Here is a 15,197-nt window from a genome sequence, read left to right as displayed (position 1 = left end):
TCGCCGCGTCATGGTCAGCCCGGATGTTGTTCCGCTGCTTGCAACGCTTCTGCCGCTTCCATCCACGCCGCCTCCGCCGCATCGAGCGCTTTTTGCGTCTCGCTTTGTGCGGCAAGGGTTTCTTTGAGCTTTTCTTTGTTCTCCGCTTCGTACAGGGCGGGGTCGGCAAGGGCGGCTTTGTGTTGCTCCAGCGCCGCTTCCAGTTTGGCGATGGTTTTTTCTTGTGCTTCTACCGCCTGTTTCAGCGGGCGCAGGCGTTGCCGCTGTTCGGCTTCGCGCCGTTTTTGTTCCTGGCGGCTGTCGCCACTGTTGGCGGGGGATGCGGCGCTGTTGTTCACCGCCTGGCGGCTGGCATTGAGGTAGCGGTGGTAGTCTTCGAGGTCGCCGTCAAACGGCTGCAGTTTGCCGTCGGCGACAAGGCGGAATTCGTCGCAGGCGACGCGCAGCAGGCTGCGGTCGTGCGAGATGATGAGCATCGCCCCGTCGTAGTTTTGTAGCGCCAGCGTCAGCGCGTCGCGCATTGCCAGATCCAAGTGGTTGGTCGGTTCGTCCAGCAGCAAGAGGTTGGGGCGCTGGGCGATGATGAGCGCCAGCGCCAGGCGGGCTTTTTCGCCGCCGGAGTATTGGCCGACCGGGGCGCTCGCTTTGTCGCCGTGGAAGCCGTAGCCGCCGAGGCGGTTGCGGTGCTGTTGTTCGCTTTCTTGCGGCAGGATGCGTTGCAGATGCCAGAGGGGGTCGTGTTCGCCGCGCAGGGCATCGAGCTGGTGCTGGGTAAAGTAGCCGATGCGCGTGTTTTTGTGCGCTTCGATGCTGCCGGAGAGCGGCGCCAGTTCGCCCGCCAGCGCTTTCATCAGGGTACTTTTGCCCGCGCCGTTGCGGCCAAGGATGCCGATGCGCGCGTCGGCGGCGATGCGCAGGGTGATTTCCTGCAGGATGGTTTTGTCGCCGTAGCCGAGGCGGGCTTTTTGCGCGATGAGTGCCGGGTTGGGGTGGTTTTCGGCGGGCTGGAAGGCGAGCTGGTAATCGGTTTCGGGCGGCGGTGGCGGCGCGGCGTCGAGTTTTTCCAGCGCTTTCAGGCGGCTTTGTGCCTGGCGCGCCTTGGTCGCCTTGGCACGGAAGCGGTCGATGTAGCTTTGCAGGTGGGCGCGCTGCCGTGCCTGTTTTTGGTATTGGGCGTCGGCTTGCAGGCGCTGTTCGTAGTTTTGTCGTTCGTAATCGCTGTAGTTGCCCGTGTAGCTTTGCAGTTGGCGGTTTTCGATGTGGAGGATGCGGGTGCAGAGGGCATCGAGAAATTCGCGGTCGTGGGCGATGATGATTTGTGTCGCCGGGTGGGTTTTGAGGTAGTCCTGCAACCAGATGATAGCGTCAAGGTCGAGGTGGTTGGTGGGTTCGTCTAACAGCAGCAGCTCCGCCGGGGCGATGAGGGCGCGGGCGAGGTTGAGCCGCATCCGCCAGCCGCCGGAGTAGCTGGCAACGGCGCGGTGTTGCTCGTCCGGCGGGAAGCCGAGGCCGTCCAAGAGTTCGGCGGCGCGGGCTGGCTGGGCGTAGCCGTCGCAGGCGGCGAACTGGTCGTGCGCCCGCGCGATGGCGTGACCGTCGCCGCTGGCTTCGGCTTGGGCAATCGCAGCGAGTGCTGCCTGATAGGGCGCGTGTCCGGCGAGGACGTAGTCCAGCGCGCTGTCGGGCAGCGACGGCGTTTCCTGGGCGACGCTGGCGATGCGCCAGTCCGGCGGCAGGCGGTAGTCGCCGCTGTCGGCGTCGATTTCGTGGCGCAAGAGCGCGAGCAGGGTCGATTTGCCGCTGCCGTTGCGCCCGGTGAGGCCGACGCGCTGACCGGGGTGGATACGGGCGTCGGCGTTTTCGATGAGGTTCACGCCGTTGCGCGAGAGGGTGATGTGCTGGAGTTCGAGCATGGGAGACGGTTTGGAAAAAGAAAAGGATTGAATGCGCGGGCATTCAATCCTGTATAGAGTCAAGTATTGATGTTATGAATTATGGCACAAACGGAGCACGTTTTTTGGCACCAAAAGAGCCAATGAATTCCTTGACATCCGGATTGGAGGTGTTTTTTCCGTAAATACCTCCCATTTCGGTTGCTTCATCACCATAGAAACTGCCTGAGGTAACAACCTGATTATCAGAAGAACCACTAAAACGGTTGCCGATGATATCGGCAGAGAGGCGAACAGGATCGGTTCTGCCGGGCAAGTTAATTTCACCGGTCAGTTTTTTTGCGGATGAGAAATCGACTTTCATCAAGGCCGTTCCTTTCAGGAATTCTTTACGCGCGACGTCATAATGGACGGCAGTACCACCGTAGTCAAAGGTGCCGGTAGTTGGCATATTGGTGGTCAAGGCGTTTGCACGGGTGTCACGGGTAAATGCACGGGCATTGCCATTAGCCTTGTCAACAATAACACCAAAAATCAGGTTGCCAAATTGGTTACCAATCATTTTCCGGTAAGCGCCATCATTATTTTCATAATAGTCTCCTGAACCTGGCGGAACATTGGGAGGTAGTAGTGTTATGATTTTTCCGTTAAATTCTATTTCATTATAAGATGGCGATCTGTTGTTATTGCCGCCGTTATTACCGCCGTTGTTGTTTCCTCCGTTATTATTGCCGCCATTATTGTTGCCGCCGTTGTTGTTTCCTCCGTTATTATTGCCGCCGTTGTTGTTTCCCCCGTTGTTGTTTCCCCCGTTGTTATTGCCGCCCTGGGGATTGCCATTGCTGTCGCTAATGCCGTGGCTGCCGTCGGTATCGGTGGGGTCAATCCAGTGCTGGTATTGCAGGCCGGGGGACGGGCCGCGCAGCGGTTTTTCGCCGTTCGGGTCGGAAGGGTTGTTGCTGTTGTTGTCATCGCTGCCGCCGCAGGCGGTGAGCAGGCCACCCAGGATGGCCAGCGCCAGTAAATTCCTGTTTTTCATTGTGAACTCCGTGTGTTCGTTGGTTTGCTGTATTCAGGACGTACCGTTCATTACGGAACGGTACACATTCTAGCATCGCCTGCTTTTGTTGGGGATTTTTTCACCCGGCGCGGGGGGCAGAACCTGTTCAATATTTGGGGGAATCGCAAAACGTGAAAAACAAATGTCAATTCATCAAAAATATCGCCCACCCCCACACTAACCCTCCCCCGCTGCGGGCTTCGCCCTGCGGGGGAGGGGACAATCCGGCGCAACCATTCAAATTTGTGCGGATGACCGGGATTTTGAACGGGGGTTCAGTCTTTTTCCAGTTCGTAGATGAGGTCAACGGCGCGGTCTTGTGCCTGTGCGCTCGCTTCGATGTTGAGGTGGTCGGTGAACTGGTAGCGGGCGATGAATTCGGTGACGCCTGTGAAGAAGTTGCTTTTCAGGCCGACGTACATGTCTTTGCCGAGGTATTTGCCCGCTTTCAGGCCGCTGACGCCGAGGTCGAAGACGTCCAGCCCGGTTTCTTTGCCGATGTTGCCGCCGGGGAGGATGCCGCCCAGCGACAGGCTGGCGGCGGTTTGCAGCAGCGCTTCGTTGTCCATCGTCCCGTCCGGCGCGCGGCCAAAGAGGAGGTAGGAGAGGATGGCGGAGTCGGGCATTTTTGGCGTCGAGGTGAGTTTGAGCTGCAGCCGCTCCACGCTGCCGGTGACGGCGGCGCCGACTTTGATGTTTTTGCGGTCGATGTCGCGCAGCGCGAGGATGTCGATGGTCGGATTGGTGATGCTGCCGCCGCCAAAGGTCGCCTTGCCGCGTTTGATGTCCAGCTCCTGGCCGTAGAGTTCATACACGCCGCTCGCCACTTCGATGGCACCACGCGCGGCCAGCGGGCGGTTTGGCCGCTCGATGATGGTGATGCCGCCTTTGAGGCGGATGTTGACGTCTTTGTTTTTGAAATAGACTTTGTCGCCGAGGATGACTTCGATGTTGGCGTTAAGCGGTACCGGCGGTTCGACCGCCGCCAGCGGCTTTTTTTTGGTTTCTTCGTTGAGGATGACGACGTCGTCGGAGATTTCTACGCCGCCGCTCATGTCGGGGACGGAGATGTTGGCTTTCGGCACGGTGATTTTGCCCTGGACGTTGATGCCGCTCGCCGGGTCGATGGTGATGCGGAAGTCGGGCGAGATGCTGACCATCATGGTTTTGGCATCCGCTATCAGCATGTTTTTTCCCGCCAGGCGCAGGTCAAGCCGGGTCGGGGCGAGGTGGAGCACGCCGCTGGCGTCAAGGTTGCCGTCCGGGGTGCCGATGGCGCCGTTGATGTCGATTTGCCCGCTGCGGTGCGCCGAGAGGCGGAGGCGGATGTTTTTCAGTTCGGTCGCGTATTGCGGGATTTTGATGAGGCCGCCGTCCAGTTGGAGCTCGCCGCTGGCGATGGGGGCTTTGGCGGTGCCGCCGATTTGCAGGGTGCCGTTGACGCGGCCACGCATTTCGCTCGCTTTGGGGACGAAGTTGCGGTATTTGCCGATGTCCGGGATGTTTATTTTGATTTCACCGGCAAGTGCCTGTTTTTGGTAGTCGGTGATGAGGGCGCGGCCATTGATGGTGCCGCTGTCGCCGAGGTCGATGGCGAGGGTGTTTTCGGCCTGGCGGTCGGTGAAGCGGCTGCGCAGTTGTGCGGTTTTCAGGGTGAGGTTGAGTGGCGGTTGGCCTTTGAGCTGGATGTTGAGGGTGCCGGGGGTGAGGTGCAGTTCGCTGTTGCCGCGCAGTTGGCCGTTCGCGGCGCGGGTGATTTTGCCTTCACCTTGCAGGGTGGTGTTGAGGCGGATGTTGGCGGGGATGAGTTTGCCGAAGCTCTTCGGGTCAAGGGTGGTGATGCGGTAGTCGAGTTCGGTTTGTTGGTCGTGTTTGAGGTTGAGGCAGAGGCCGCTGTACTGGTCGGCGAGACAGAAGTCGCGCAGGGTGATTTGTTTGGGCGCGATGTGCAGCGCGCTGCGTTGGCGCAGCCGCCACTGCATTTGGTAGCCGCTCACGTCCAGGTTGGTGATGTCGCCTTTCCAGGTGTCTGGGGCGCTGAAGCCGCCGCTGGCGGCGAGTTGCAGGTTGGCGTCGCCGCCCGTGGTGCGCAGGTTGAGGCTGTGGCGGTCGTAACTGCCGTCGCTGCTGAGGGTGATGTTTTTCCAGTTTTGTCCCGCGCTTTGTACGCCTTGCAGTTCGATATGGTTGGCAAAGCGCCCGCCTTTTTTCAGGCTGGTGGCGAGGCTCGCTTGCAGGCTGGTGATTTTGTGGTCGGCGTAGGCGAGGTTTTTGCCCGTGAGTTGTCCCTGGATTTCCGGCGCTTGCAGGCTGCCGCTGATTTTGCCTTTGCCCGTCAGGCTGCCTTTGAGCGGCGGGTAGTAGGCGGCGAGGTTTTTGCTGTCGAGGTCGTAGTCAAGGGCGATGGTTTTGTCGTCGAGTTTGCCGCTGGCGACGAGGCGGTCGTTGCCCGCCTTGAGTTCGAGCGCCTTTATGTCGAGTTTGTCGCCGTCGAGGGTGATGTTGCCGTGGCCGCTGAGCGGCTGTTTTTGCCAGCGGCCTTTGAGGTTGGCGATGTCGGCGCTGAGTTGGACTTTGCCGTTTTTGACGCTGCCCGCGCTGGCAAGCTGTGCGCTGAGTTCGGCGTCCAGCATTTTCAGCAGTTCCCATTGGTTGGGGTGGAGGTTTTTGGCATCTATTTTGGCGTTCCAGCTGACGTGCGGTAGCCAGCCGCTTTCGCCGGTGAGGTGCAGGCTGCCTTGCAGGCTGTGGATGTCGAGGGTGATGTCGCGGATGTTGTGCAGCGGGTCGAGGGTGCCGCCGCCTTTGAGGGTGAGCGCCGGGAAGTGTTTGCCGCGCGCGTCGCCTTCGATGGTGACGGCGAGGCGGTCGGGTTTGCCTTTGCCGCTGGCGTTGCCTTGTTTGGAGGCGACGATGGGGTTTTTCGGGTCGCCGACGCGCAGGTTTTTCCAGCGGAGGGTGCCGTCCAGTTGCGGCTGGAGCAGGTTGCCGCTGATGTGGATGTCGCTGTTGATGTCGCCGCCGATGATGGGCAGCAGGCGGTCGAGCGCCGGGGCGGCGATGTGCAGGTCAAGCGCGGCGCTGGCGGCGTCGGCGTTGCCGTTGGCACGGACGCTGTTGCCCGCCAGTTGTAGTTGCAGGTCGTGGAGGTTCAGTTTGCCCGCGCCGTAGTCAAGGCTGCCCTGGCCGCTGACGGGTTGTTTTTGCCAGTGGCCGCTGAGGCGGTCGATGGCGAGGTGCGCCTGGCCGTCGCCACCGTGGGTCTGGATGTGGCCGTCCAGTTGCAGGTCGAGGTCGGGTCGCCAGTTTTTGCCGTTGATGTTGGCGATGTCGAGGGTGCCGCGCCAGGCGGGCGTGCCGCTGAAATTGGCGTCGCCGTGGAAGCGGGCGCTGCCGCCGAGGGTGGCAAGGGTGAGGTCGAGGTTGGTGAGTTTGCCGTCGCCGTAGTCGCTGTTGAGGGTGAGTTGCGCGGGCGGCAGGTCTTTGCCGGCAAAGGCGGCTTGCAGTTCGCCGTGCAGCGCGCTGAGGCCGCCTTTGAGGCTGAGGTTGCCGCTCGCGCTTTGGTATTCGTGCTGGTTGTAGTCGAGGTTTTGCCAGGCGAGGCTGGCGTTGAGTTGTTGCAAGTCGGGGCTGAGGTCGCCGTCAAGCTGGATGTCGCCGCTGATGGCGCCTTTGAGGGTGAGGCGCAGTTGTGGTTTGAGCAGGCTTTGTTGCCAGCGCAGTTGCAGGTTTTGTGCGGGCGGGAGCAGCGGGGTGTCGGCGTCAAGGGCAAGGGTGAGCGGGTAGTCGCCACGGGTTTCGGCGCTGCCGTCGAGGCTCGCTTTGCCTTTGTCGCTGTCGAGGGTGCCTTGCAGGGTGAGGCGGCTGTCGCGGTAGTCGGCGTCGAGCGCGGCGTGGTGGATGTGGATGAGCGGTTGGCCGTTTTGTTGCAGGGCGATGTTGTCGAGGGTGATGTTGTGCAGCGCGAGGGCGACGGGCAGGTCGATGGTCGGCAGTGCGCCGGGCGGGGTGCTGTCGCGCGGCGGTTCGGCAGTATCGCTCGCGGGCGGCAGGGTGATTTGCGCGTCTTTGAGCTGGAGCGCGTCGAGGTTGATGTCGCCGGAGAGCAGGTCGCGCGCGCGCAGGTTGAGGCGGAGTTCGGCGGCGCGGATGTCGAGGCCGTCGCCGTGGAGGTGCAGGTTGTGCCAGCGCTGTTCGCCGAGGAGGCGGCCTTCGAGCGTGTCGTATTCGAGGGTGTAGGGGGTGAGGTGGTTAATCAGGCCGGGCAGGCGGTGGTAGCCGTTGTCGCTGCCCAGCAGCCAGTAGAGCGTGCCGCCCGCGATGAGGGCGAGGATGAGGGTGGCGAGGAACAGCCATTTGAGGGTTTTGTACAGGCCGCGCGCCAGTCGCGCGGGCTTCACAGGTCAAGCTCCGCGCCGATGCTGATGTGCAGCCGCACTTTGTCGCCGTATTTTTTGTCGAAACCGTGTGCGACGTCGAGTTTGATCGGGCCGACCGGGGATTGCCAATGTACGCCCGCGCCCGCGCCCACTTTGATTTTCGGGTCGTGGATGTAGGCGTCGCCCGCGTCAACAAAGGCCGCCGCCGCCCATTCGGGCTTGAAGTAGTATTCGTATTCGAGGCTGCCGACGGCAAGGTAGCGGCCGCCGATGTTGTTGCCGCCCGCGTCGCGGGTGCCGATGTTTTCAAAGGTGTAGCCACGGATGGTGCGGTCGCCGCCGGCGAAGTAGCGCATACTTGGCGGGATGCGGTCGAAGTCGTTGGTCCAGGTGCCGCCGAGGGCGGCGCGGCTGACGAGGCGGCTTTTTTCGCCCAGGGTTTGCAGGTAGCGCGCGTCGAGGTTGGTTTGCACGACGTTGACGTCGGAGAGCAGTGCTTTGCTCGCCCCCAGCACGCCGAAGCGGAACTGGTAGCCGTCTTTGGGGTTGAGGCGGTTTTTGGTGGAGGTGTAGGTCCACTGCGCCTGCGGGTAGAGGAGCAGGGTTTTGCCGTCGGTGAGGCCGATGGTGAATTTTTCCCAGGCGGTGACGAGGCCGTAGCGGTGCTCCCAGTCGCCGGTGCGGTAGTTGTAGCCGCCTTCGCCGAAGATGCGGCGGCTGTCGTAGGTGTCGCGCTTGATGTGGCCGCCGAGGCGGAGGTAGTAGTAGTCGCTCGCCGGGTTCGCCGCCGGGATGCGGTAGAGGGTGTCAAGGCTGCTCGCTTTGGTGGAGGCGTAGAGTTTGCTGCTGAACTGGTGGCCACGGTCGTTGACCCAGCGGCGGTCAAATTCAAATTTGCCGCGCACGCCGCTGTCGGTGGAGTAGCCGACGCCGAGGACGTAGTGTTTGTTTTCGTCCATCGTCAGTTGGCCTTTGATGGGCACGGTTTTGCGCTCGCGGTCGGGTTCGTCGCCAAGCAGCGCTTCAGCGAAGTAGCCGCTGCCTTGTAAATCCTGTTGCAGGGTGGCGACGTCGGAGGAGAGGTAGGGTTGGCCGGGTTTGAACTGGACGAAGCGTTGCAAGAGGTCGGGTGAGAGCGGCACGTCGTTGAATTCGACGTTTTCAAAGGTGTAGCGCGTGCCGCTGTCGTAGATGAGCGCGACGTCGGCAGTGTTGGTGTCGGGATTGACCTGAACACTGTGCTCGCGGAAGGCGCCGTCAAAGTAGCCGCGCGCGCTGGCGAGCGCGGCAAAGCGTGCCTTGTAGGTTTCGTAGGTGTTGTGGTCGAGCGTCGAGCCGGATTTGAGCGGGTTGTCGGCGAGCAGTTCGCGGAATTTTTCGTCGCGTTCGGCTTCGCCCGTCACCTGGATGTTCACCTGGCCGAGGCGGGTCGGTTCGTTTTGGTGCACGGTGTAGATGACGCTGAGGCCGTCGGCGGCGTCTTCAAGGCGCACGTCCACCTGGGTGTGGTAGTAGCCGAAGGGCTGTTGCGAGCGGCGGATTTCTTCGCGCCCGTTTTCGATGAGGTACTGGACGTAGTCGGGCTGGTCGATTTTTTCGCCCGCGACTTTTTCCAGCGAGAGATAGACTTTGGCGTTGTCGCGCTGGGTGCTGTTCTGGATGCCACGGATGTCAATGTTACGGATGGTTTTGCCTTCGAGGCGGGCAGCGCTCACCGCCTGCGCCGGGGCGGGTTTGGGCGCAGTTTTTGCTGCGGGTTTGGCGACGGTGGCGGCTTTGGGCGCCGCTTTGGCGGGAGCGCGTTTGACCGCCGCAGCGGCCGGTTTGGCAGCGGTGTTTTTTTTGTCTGCGCCGGTGGCGGTCAGGTGCAGGCTGAGCAGGGCGAGGCAGAGTGCGGTTAGCAGCGGTTTGTGGTGCATGGTGTCATCCCGGTTGGAGTTGTCGCCAGCGCAGGCCGAGCGCGAGCAGGACAGCGAGGTAGCTCATGCCGCCTACGCCAACCAGCAGCAGCAGGTCGCGCAGGCGCATGAAGGCGGTTTTGCCGAGCCAGTCGGCCACGTCGCCTTGCAGGTAGAGGAGGATGGATGCGAGCGCGGCATTGGCAAGCAGCACGCGCAGGAAGAACCAGAGCGAGGCGGTTTTCAGGCGGATGCCGTCGCGGCGGAGGAAGTAGAGAAGCAGGCTCATGTTGGCGAGCGCGGCGATGCTGCTGGCGGCGGCAAGGCCGACGTGGGCGAGGTAATGGCTCAGGACGAGGGCGCAGGCGATGTTGAGCAGCATCGCGCTGATGCCCGCCTTGACCGGGGTTTTGCTGTCGTGGCGGGCGTAGAAAGCGGGGGCAAGGACTTTCACCATGATGTGAAAGAGTGCGCCGATGCCGTAGGCGCGCAGGCTAAGGGTGGTCATGACGACGTAGTGCGCGTCAAAGCGGCCACCGTAGAGGAGTCCGGCGATGATGGACGGCGCGAGGACAATCAGGCCGACGGCGGCAGCGCTGCCGACAAGGAATCCCCAGCGCAACGCCCAGTCCAGCGTGCGCACAAACTGTCCGTCATCGGCGGCGGCACGCAGTGCGCTCAGGCGCGGCAGGATGACGGTTCCGAGGGCAACGCCAATCAGGCCGACCGGCAGTTCAACCAGGCGGTCGGAGTAATAGAGCCAGGAGATGCTGCCCGTGACCAGCCACGAGGCGAGATAGGTGTTAATCAGCACGGTCAGTTGGCCGACGGAGGAACCGAACAGCGTCGGCAACATCAGTTTGAGGATGCGGCGCACGCCGCTGTGTTGCCAACCCCAGCGTGGGCGCAGCAGCATCCCGCATTTATAGAGAAACGGCAGTTGCAGTGCCAGTTGCGCCACGCCGCCCAAAAACACCGCCCAAGCGAGCTCCATGCCATACAGTCCTTCGGCAGGCGCGCCGTGGTAATGCCGCCAGCAGGCGGCTGTAATCAGGGTGATATTGAGCAGCACCGGGGTCAGCGCCGGAATGCCGAACTGGCCGAAGGTGTTAAGCACGCCGCCCGCCATCGCCGTCAGCGAAATCAGCAGGATGTAGGGAAACATGATGCGCAGCATATCGCTGGCGAGGATGAACTGGTCGGGGCGCTCGCCGAGGCCGCTCGCCACCAGGGTGATAATCGCGCCGGAAAATAGCACGCCAACGGCGGTAATCGCCAGCAAAATGCCGAGCAGGGTGCCGCTGGTATGGCGCAACAAATCCTTCAGTTGCTCCGGGTGTTCGGTGCGGGTGGCGGAGAAGACAGGGACGAAAGCGTTGGCAAAACTGCCTTCGGCGAAAAAGCGGCGCAGCGTGTTGGGAATGCGCAGCGCGGCGTAAAAGGCATCGGTAACGGCGACGTCAAAATAGCGCGCGACCAGCATATCGCGCACCAGTCCGAGGACGCGCGAGAGTAGCGTCATCGCGGCGAACACGGCAGACGAACGACCGAGCGAGGCCATCAGCACCAGCCCAGACGCGCACACAACGCGCCAATCAAATCGGCACGGTTCATACTGTAAAAATGCAGCGATGGCACGCCTTCGGCAATCAGCCGCTCACAAATACCGGCGACCACATCGGCGCCATAATCGCAGAGCGCGGGCAAATCATCCTGCAACGCCTCCAACCGCTTGCGCAGCCAGCGCGGGATTTCCGCACCGCAGGCGTCCGAAAACCGGCTCAATTGGGTGAAATTGCTGATGGGCATAATGCCCGGCACAATCGGAATATCAATACCGAGCGCCAGCGCATCATCGCGGAAACGCAAAAACGCCTCGACATTAAAAAAATACTGGGTGACGGCATCGGTCGCGCCCGCCTGCACCTTCTCGTGAAAAGCACGCAAATCCTCGGCGGGCGTATGCGCGCGCGGATGCACCTCAGGATAGGCGGCGACAAAAATCCGCGCTTTCTCGCCCCACAACTCGCGCACATAAGCGACCAAATGTTTGGCGGTCGAAAAACCCGCATTCTCAAATGCACCGGAAGGCATATCGCCGCGCAATGCCATCAGCCGGTAAATCCCCAACTGCTGATATTCATCGAGCAGCGCGTGAATCTCCGCCTCGGTGGAAGCAACACAAGTCAAATGCGGCATCACCGGTGGGCCATTCTCCGCGACCAGCCGCGCCACCAGATTCATCGTGCGGTCGCGCGTACTGCCGCCCGCGCCGTAAGTCACCGAATAATACTCGCACTGCAAATACGAAAGCTCACGGCGCACCGCCGCCAACTTTTCCGCGCCCTCCGGCGTCGCCGTCGGAAAAAACTCGCAACTGAGCGGAACCCTGCCAACAGACACAAAACACTCCTTAAGAATTAACGCTTGAACTTGGCCGGTTTGATATAAAGAATCAAATTATCCTTGACCTTATAATCGCGCCCGTTCACATCACTAAAACGATAAAAACCCTTGGCATCCTTTTTCGGAGAACTCGTGGCATAAAGCACATCGCCCGCCATCATCTTCACCTCATAAAGACGCTGCTCGCTGCGAAACAGGGAACAACCCTGCAACAGGAGCGGAAACAACACAAAAAACAACAATCTGTTCATGAAACAAAGCCTGACCGGAAAAGAAAATTACGGCGGCGCAGTATAGCAGAGCGGCTCCGCCGCGTGTAGCGCGGGCGCGACGCGCCGGAAAATGAAAAAATGGTATAATCCGCGCACCAAAAACCTTAAAAAACAGAGAGACTACATGGCAGAAAACCACACCACCGCGACCGCTTTCAGCAGCCTGCCCATCCATGCGGCCATACAAGAAGCGCTGGAAGACAACCGCCTCACCCACACCACGCCGATACAAGAAAAAACCCTGCCGCTGACCTTAAGCGGCCACGACGTGATGGGACTGGCGCAGACCGGAACCGGCAAAACCGCTGCCTTCCTCATCTCCCTCTACCACTACCTGCTCACCAACCCCGTCCACCCCAAAGCCAAAGGGCCGTGGGCAATCGTGCTGGCACCGACGCGCGAGCTCGCCGTACAAATCAAAAAAGACGCCGACCAAATCGGCGCCTACACCGGGCTGAACAGCCTTGCCATCTACGGCGGCGTCAGCATGGAACACCAGCGCAACCTGCTCGAAAACGCGCCGATAGACATCATCATCGGCACACCGGGGCGCATCATCGACCTTTACAAACAAAAAGTCATCCGCCTGAAAAACATCGAAGTATGCGTACTGGACGAAGCCGACCGGATGTTTGACCTCGGCTTCATCGACGACGTGCGCTACCTCCTGCGGCAAATGCCGCCCGCGCACGAACGCCTGAACCTTTTGTTCTCGGCGACGATGGCACAAAAAGTGCAGGAACTCGCCTACGAATACTTCAACGCGCCGGAAACCGTCAGCATCGAAAGCGAACACGCCACCGCCGACAACATCACCCAAATCCTCTACCACACCGCGCGCCACGAAAAAACGCCGCTGCTTATCGGCCTTTTGAACCGCGACAAACCGGCGCGCAGCATGATCTTCCTCAACACCAAACGCGACCTTGAGCGCCTCTCCATCGTGCTGGAAGCGAACGGCTACCCCAACGCCGCCCTCTCCGGCGACATCCCGCAGAAAAAACGCGAAAAAATCATCAAGGACTTCCAGAGCGGCGCGGTAAACATCGTCGTTGCGACCGACGTCGCCGCGCGCGGCCTGCACATCCCGGACATCACCCACGTCTTCAACTACGATCTGCCGCAAGTCGCCGAAGACTACGTCCACCGCATCGGCCGCACCGCCCGCGCGGGCGCCTCCGGCACCGCCATCAGCTTCGCCTGCGAAGAATACGTTTACTCGCTGCCGGAAATCGAACACTACATCCACAACAAACTGCCGGTGACACCGCTGGACGAAGACCTGCTCGCCGACGTCATCCCGCCGAGCGACGAGGCGCTGCAAGCGCTCAACGAACAAAAAGCCGAACGCTTCGCGCGCAACGGCAACCGCCAGCCACGCGGCAACAAACCGGAAAGCCACCGCCGCCGAACCCCGCGCCACAAAGGCGGCAACTACGAACCCAACGGCAATCAGTAAGCTGTTACCCAAAAAGAAGAACCGCGCCGAAGCGCGGTTTTTTATGGCAATCCTCACAAAGCCCGGTCAGGCGGGCGCCTTGTCTGAAACTTTCGGTGGACGGCTATAGTAAAAACAGCGTTGCCAGGCCGAGAAAGATGAGGAAACCACCGGAATCGGTGACGGCGGTAATCATCACCGAGCTGCCTAGCGCCGGGTCTTTGCCGAATTTCTCCATCATCACCGGGATGAGTACGCCGACGGTCGCCGCCAGCAGCAGGTTGAGCGTCATCGCCGCCACCATGACGAGGCCGATGCCGACGCTGCCGTAGAGTATCCAGGAAATCAGCCCCATCACGCTGCCCCAGATGACGCCGTTGACCAGCGCCACGCCGATTTCTTTTTTCAGCAAACGTCCGGCTTGTGCGGTGGAAAGCTGCCCCATTGCCAGCGCGCGCACGATCATGGTGATGGTCTGGTTGCCGGAATTGCCGCCAATACCGGCGACGATCGGCATCAGCGCGGCCAGCGCCACGATTTTTTCTATTGAACCGGAAAAGACGCCGATGACGCGGCTGGCGACGAAGGCAGTGCAGAGGTTGATGGCGAGCCACACCCAGCGGTTTTTCACCGAATCCCACACCGGCGCGAACAGGTCTTCTTCTTCCTGCAAACCGGCCATGTTGCGCATATCGGCGTCGGATTCTTCGCGGATGACGTCCACGATTTCGTCAATAGTAATGCGGCCAATGAGGTGCTTTTCGCCATCGACCACCGGCGCGGTGACGAGGTCGTAGCGCTCGAACGCCTGCGCCGCTTCCTCAACGTCATCTTCCGGGGAGAAGCGCACCACGTCTTTTTTGATCATCACGTCTTCGACGCGGTCGTCCGGGTCGGACACCAGCAGCTTGCGGATGGGCAGCACGCCGCGCAGCACGTCTTCTTCATCGACGACGAAGATTTTGTCGGTGTGATCCGGCAAGCTGTCGAAGCGGCGCAGGTAGCGCAGCACCACTTCGCAGGTGACATCGGCGCGGATGCTGACCATCTCGAAGTCCATGATGGCGCCGACCTGGTGATCGTCGTAGGAACGCGCCGCATCGACCTGCGCCCGCTCCTCGGCATCGCGCGCGCTCAAGGCTTCATCGACGATTTCCTGCGGCAGGTCGTCGGCAAGCTCCGCCAGTTCGTCCGCATCCAGATCATCGACGGCGGCGAGCAGCTCTTCGCGGTCCATCGCGTCAATCAGGCTTTCGCGCACCGCGTCCGAAACTTCCAGCAAGACTTCGCCGTCTTCTTCCGGCGTTGCCAGATGCCAGACCAGCATCCGCTCTTCCTGCGGCAGCGATTCGAGGATGTCGGCGACGTCCGCCGGGTGCAGCTCTTCCAGCAGCAGGCGCAGGTCGGCGAATGCTAGCCGCTGCGCGGGGTCGTCCGGCTCACCGCCCGCCATGATGTGTTCAGCGGCGGGCATCAGGTCATGCACCAGGCGGTGAATCAGCTCGATATCGGCGGAGGGGCGTTCGCGCAGGGCTGCGTCGGGGGCGGTGTCTTCGGTCATGGTCGTTCTCCTTGCGCTTGGGCGTACATAAAAAGGAGGCGGATTTTACACGCTTTGCATGGGGGCAGGGCAGGGCGGCTATAAATAGCGAGCGGCTTCGGTTGTAGGGTGGGGCTTGCCCCACCGTTAAAGCCGCGTGTTCCGTCATGGTGGGTCAAGGCCCATCCTGCTATTTACATACACGATAGCGGGGATCGTGTATGTAAATAGCAGCTTATGCCGACAGCACCGCTTCGCCGCTGAAGGCGTCGAGGTTGTCGGCGTGGTCGCCGTTGGTTTCGATCCAGGCGC

The 15,197-nt window shown here is 61.2% G+C and carries 9 protein-coding genes; 1 reads left to right on the top strand and 8 read right to left on the bottom strand.

Translation table 11 applies throughout. From position 1 onward, the window contains the following. Nucleotides 1–14: 14 nt before the first annotated feature. The 7 genes from ACO54Z_RS01645 to ACO54Z_RS01615 form a co-directional block, all read right to left on the bottom strand. A complete protein-coding gene (locus tag ACO54Z_RS01645; protein WP_485995445.1) occupies nucleotides 15–1,913 on the bottom strand; it encodes an ATP-binding cassette domain-containing protein in 1,899 nt (632 codons plus the stop codon). Between the two features lie 79 nt (nucleotides 1,914–1,992). Continuing rightward, nucleotides 1,993–2,931: a transferrin-binding protein-like solute binding protein gene (locus ACO54Z_RS01640; RefSeq protein ID WP_485995444.1), complete on the bottom strand. Its 939-nt coding sequence runs from the start codon at nucleotides 2,929–2,931 to the stop codon at nucleotides 1,993–1,995. 296 nt (nucleotides 2,932–3,227) lie between these two features. Continuing rightward, nucleotides 3,228–7,352 (bottom strand): translocation/assembly module TamB domain-containing protein, encoded by a 4,125-nt coding sequence (locus ACO54Z_RS01635; protein WP_485995443.1) that lies wholly within the window; start codon nucleotides 7,350–7,352, stop codon nucleotides 3,228–3,230. After that, nucleotides 7,349–9,250, bottom strand: coding sequence for an autotransporter assembly complex protein TamA (locus ACO54Z_RS01630; protein ID WP_485995442.1), 1,902 nt, complete (start codon nucleotides 9,248–9,250; stop codon nucleotides 7,349–7,351). The genes ACO54Z_RS01635 and ACO54Z_RS01630 overlap by 4 nt, the downstream gene beginning before the upstream one ends. A gap of 4 nt (nucleotides 9,251–9,254) precedes the next feature. Next, the gene (gene murJ, locus ACO54Z_RS01625) at nucleotides 9,255–10,814 is read right to left on the bottom strand and encodes a murein biosynthesis integral membrane protein MurJ (protein WP_485995441.1); all 1,560 of its coding nucleotides are present in this window, start codon (nucleotides 10,812–10,814) and stop codon (nucleotides 9,255–9,257) included. Then, a complete protein-coding gene (metF, locus tag ACO54Z_RS01620) occupies nucleotides 10,790–11,632 on the bottom strand; it encodes a methylenetetrahydrofolate reductase [NAD(P)H] (protein ID WP_485995440.1) in 843 nt (280 codons plus the stop codon). The genes murJ and metF overlap by 25 nt, the downstream gene beginning before the upstream one ends. A gap of 17 nt (nucleotides 11,633–11,649) precedes the next feature. Further along, the gene (locus ACO54Z_RS01615) at nucleotides 11,650–11,886 is read right to left on the bottom strand and encodes a hypothetical protein (protein ID WP_298078690.1); all 237 of its coding nucleotides are present in this window, start codon (nucleotides 11,884–11,886) and stop codon (nucleotides 11,650–11,652) included. Between the two features lie 145 nt (nucleotides 11,887–12,031). On the opposite strand from ACO54Z_RS01615, the gene ACO54Z_RS01610 reads away from it, so the two are divergent. After that, nucleotides 12,032–13,366: a DEAD/DEAH box helicase gene (locus tag ACO54Z_RS01610; RefSeq protein ID WP_485995439.1), complete on the top strand. Its 1,335-nt coding sequence runs from the start codon at nucleotides 12,032–12,034 to the stop codon at nucleotides 13,364–13,366. Between the two features lie 103 nt (nucleotides 13,367–13,469). Here ACO54Z_RS01610 and mgtE read toward each other — a convergent pair whose 3' ends face one another. After that, on the bottom strand, nucleotides 13,470–14,906 hold the full coding sequence (gene mgtE / locus ACO54Z_RS01605; protein WP_485995438.1) for a magnesium transporter: 1,437 nt from the start codon (nucleotides 14,904–14,906) through the stop codon (nucleotides 13,470–13,472). Nucleotides 14,907–15,197 lie beyond the last annotated feature (291 nt).

This window comes from Cardiobacterium sp. (assembly GCF_057314735.1).
Note: the sequence above shows the minus strand (reverse complement) of the source record. Positions and strands in the feature narration are given on the sequence as shown.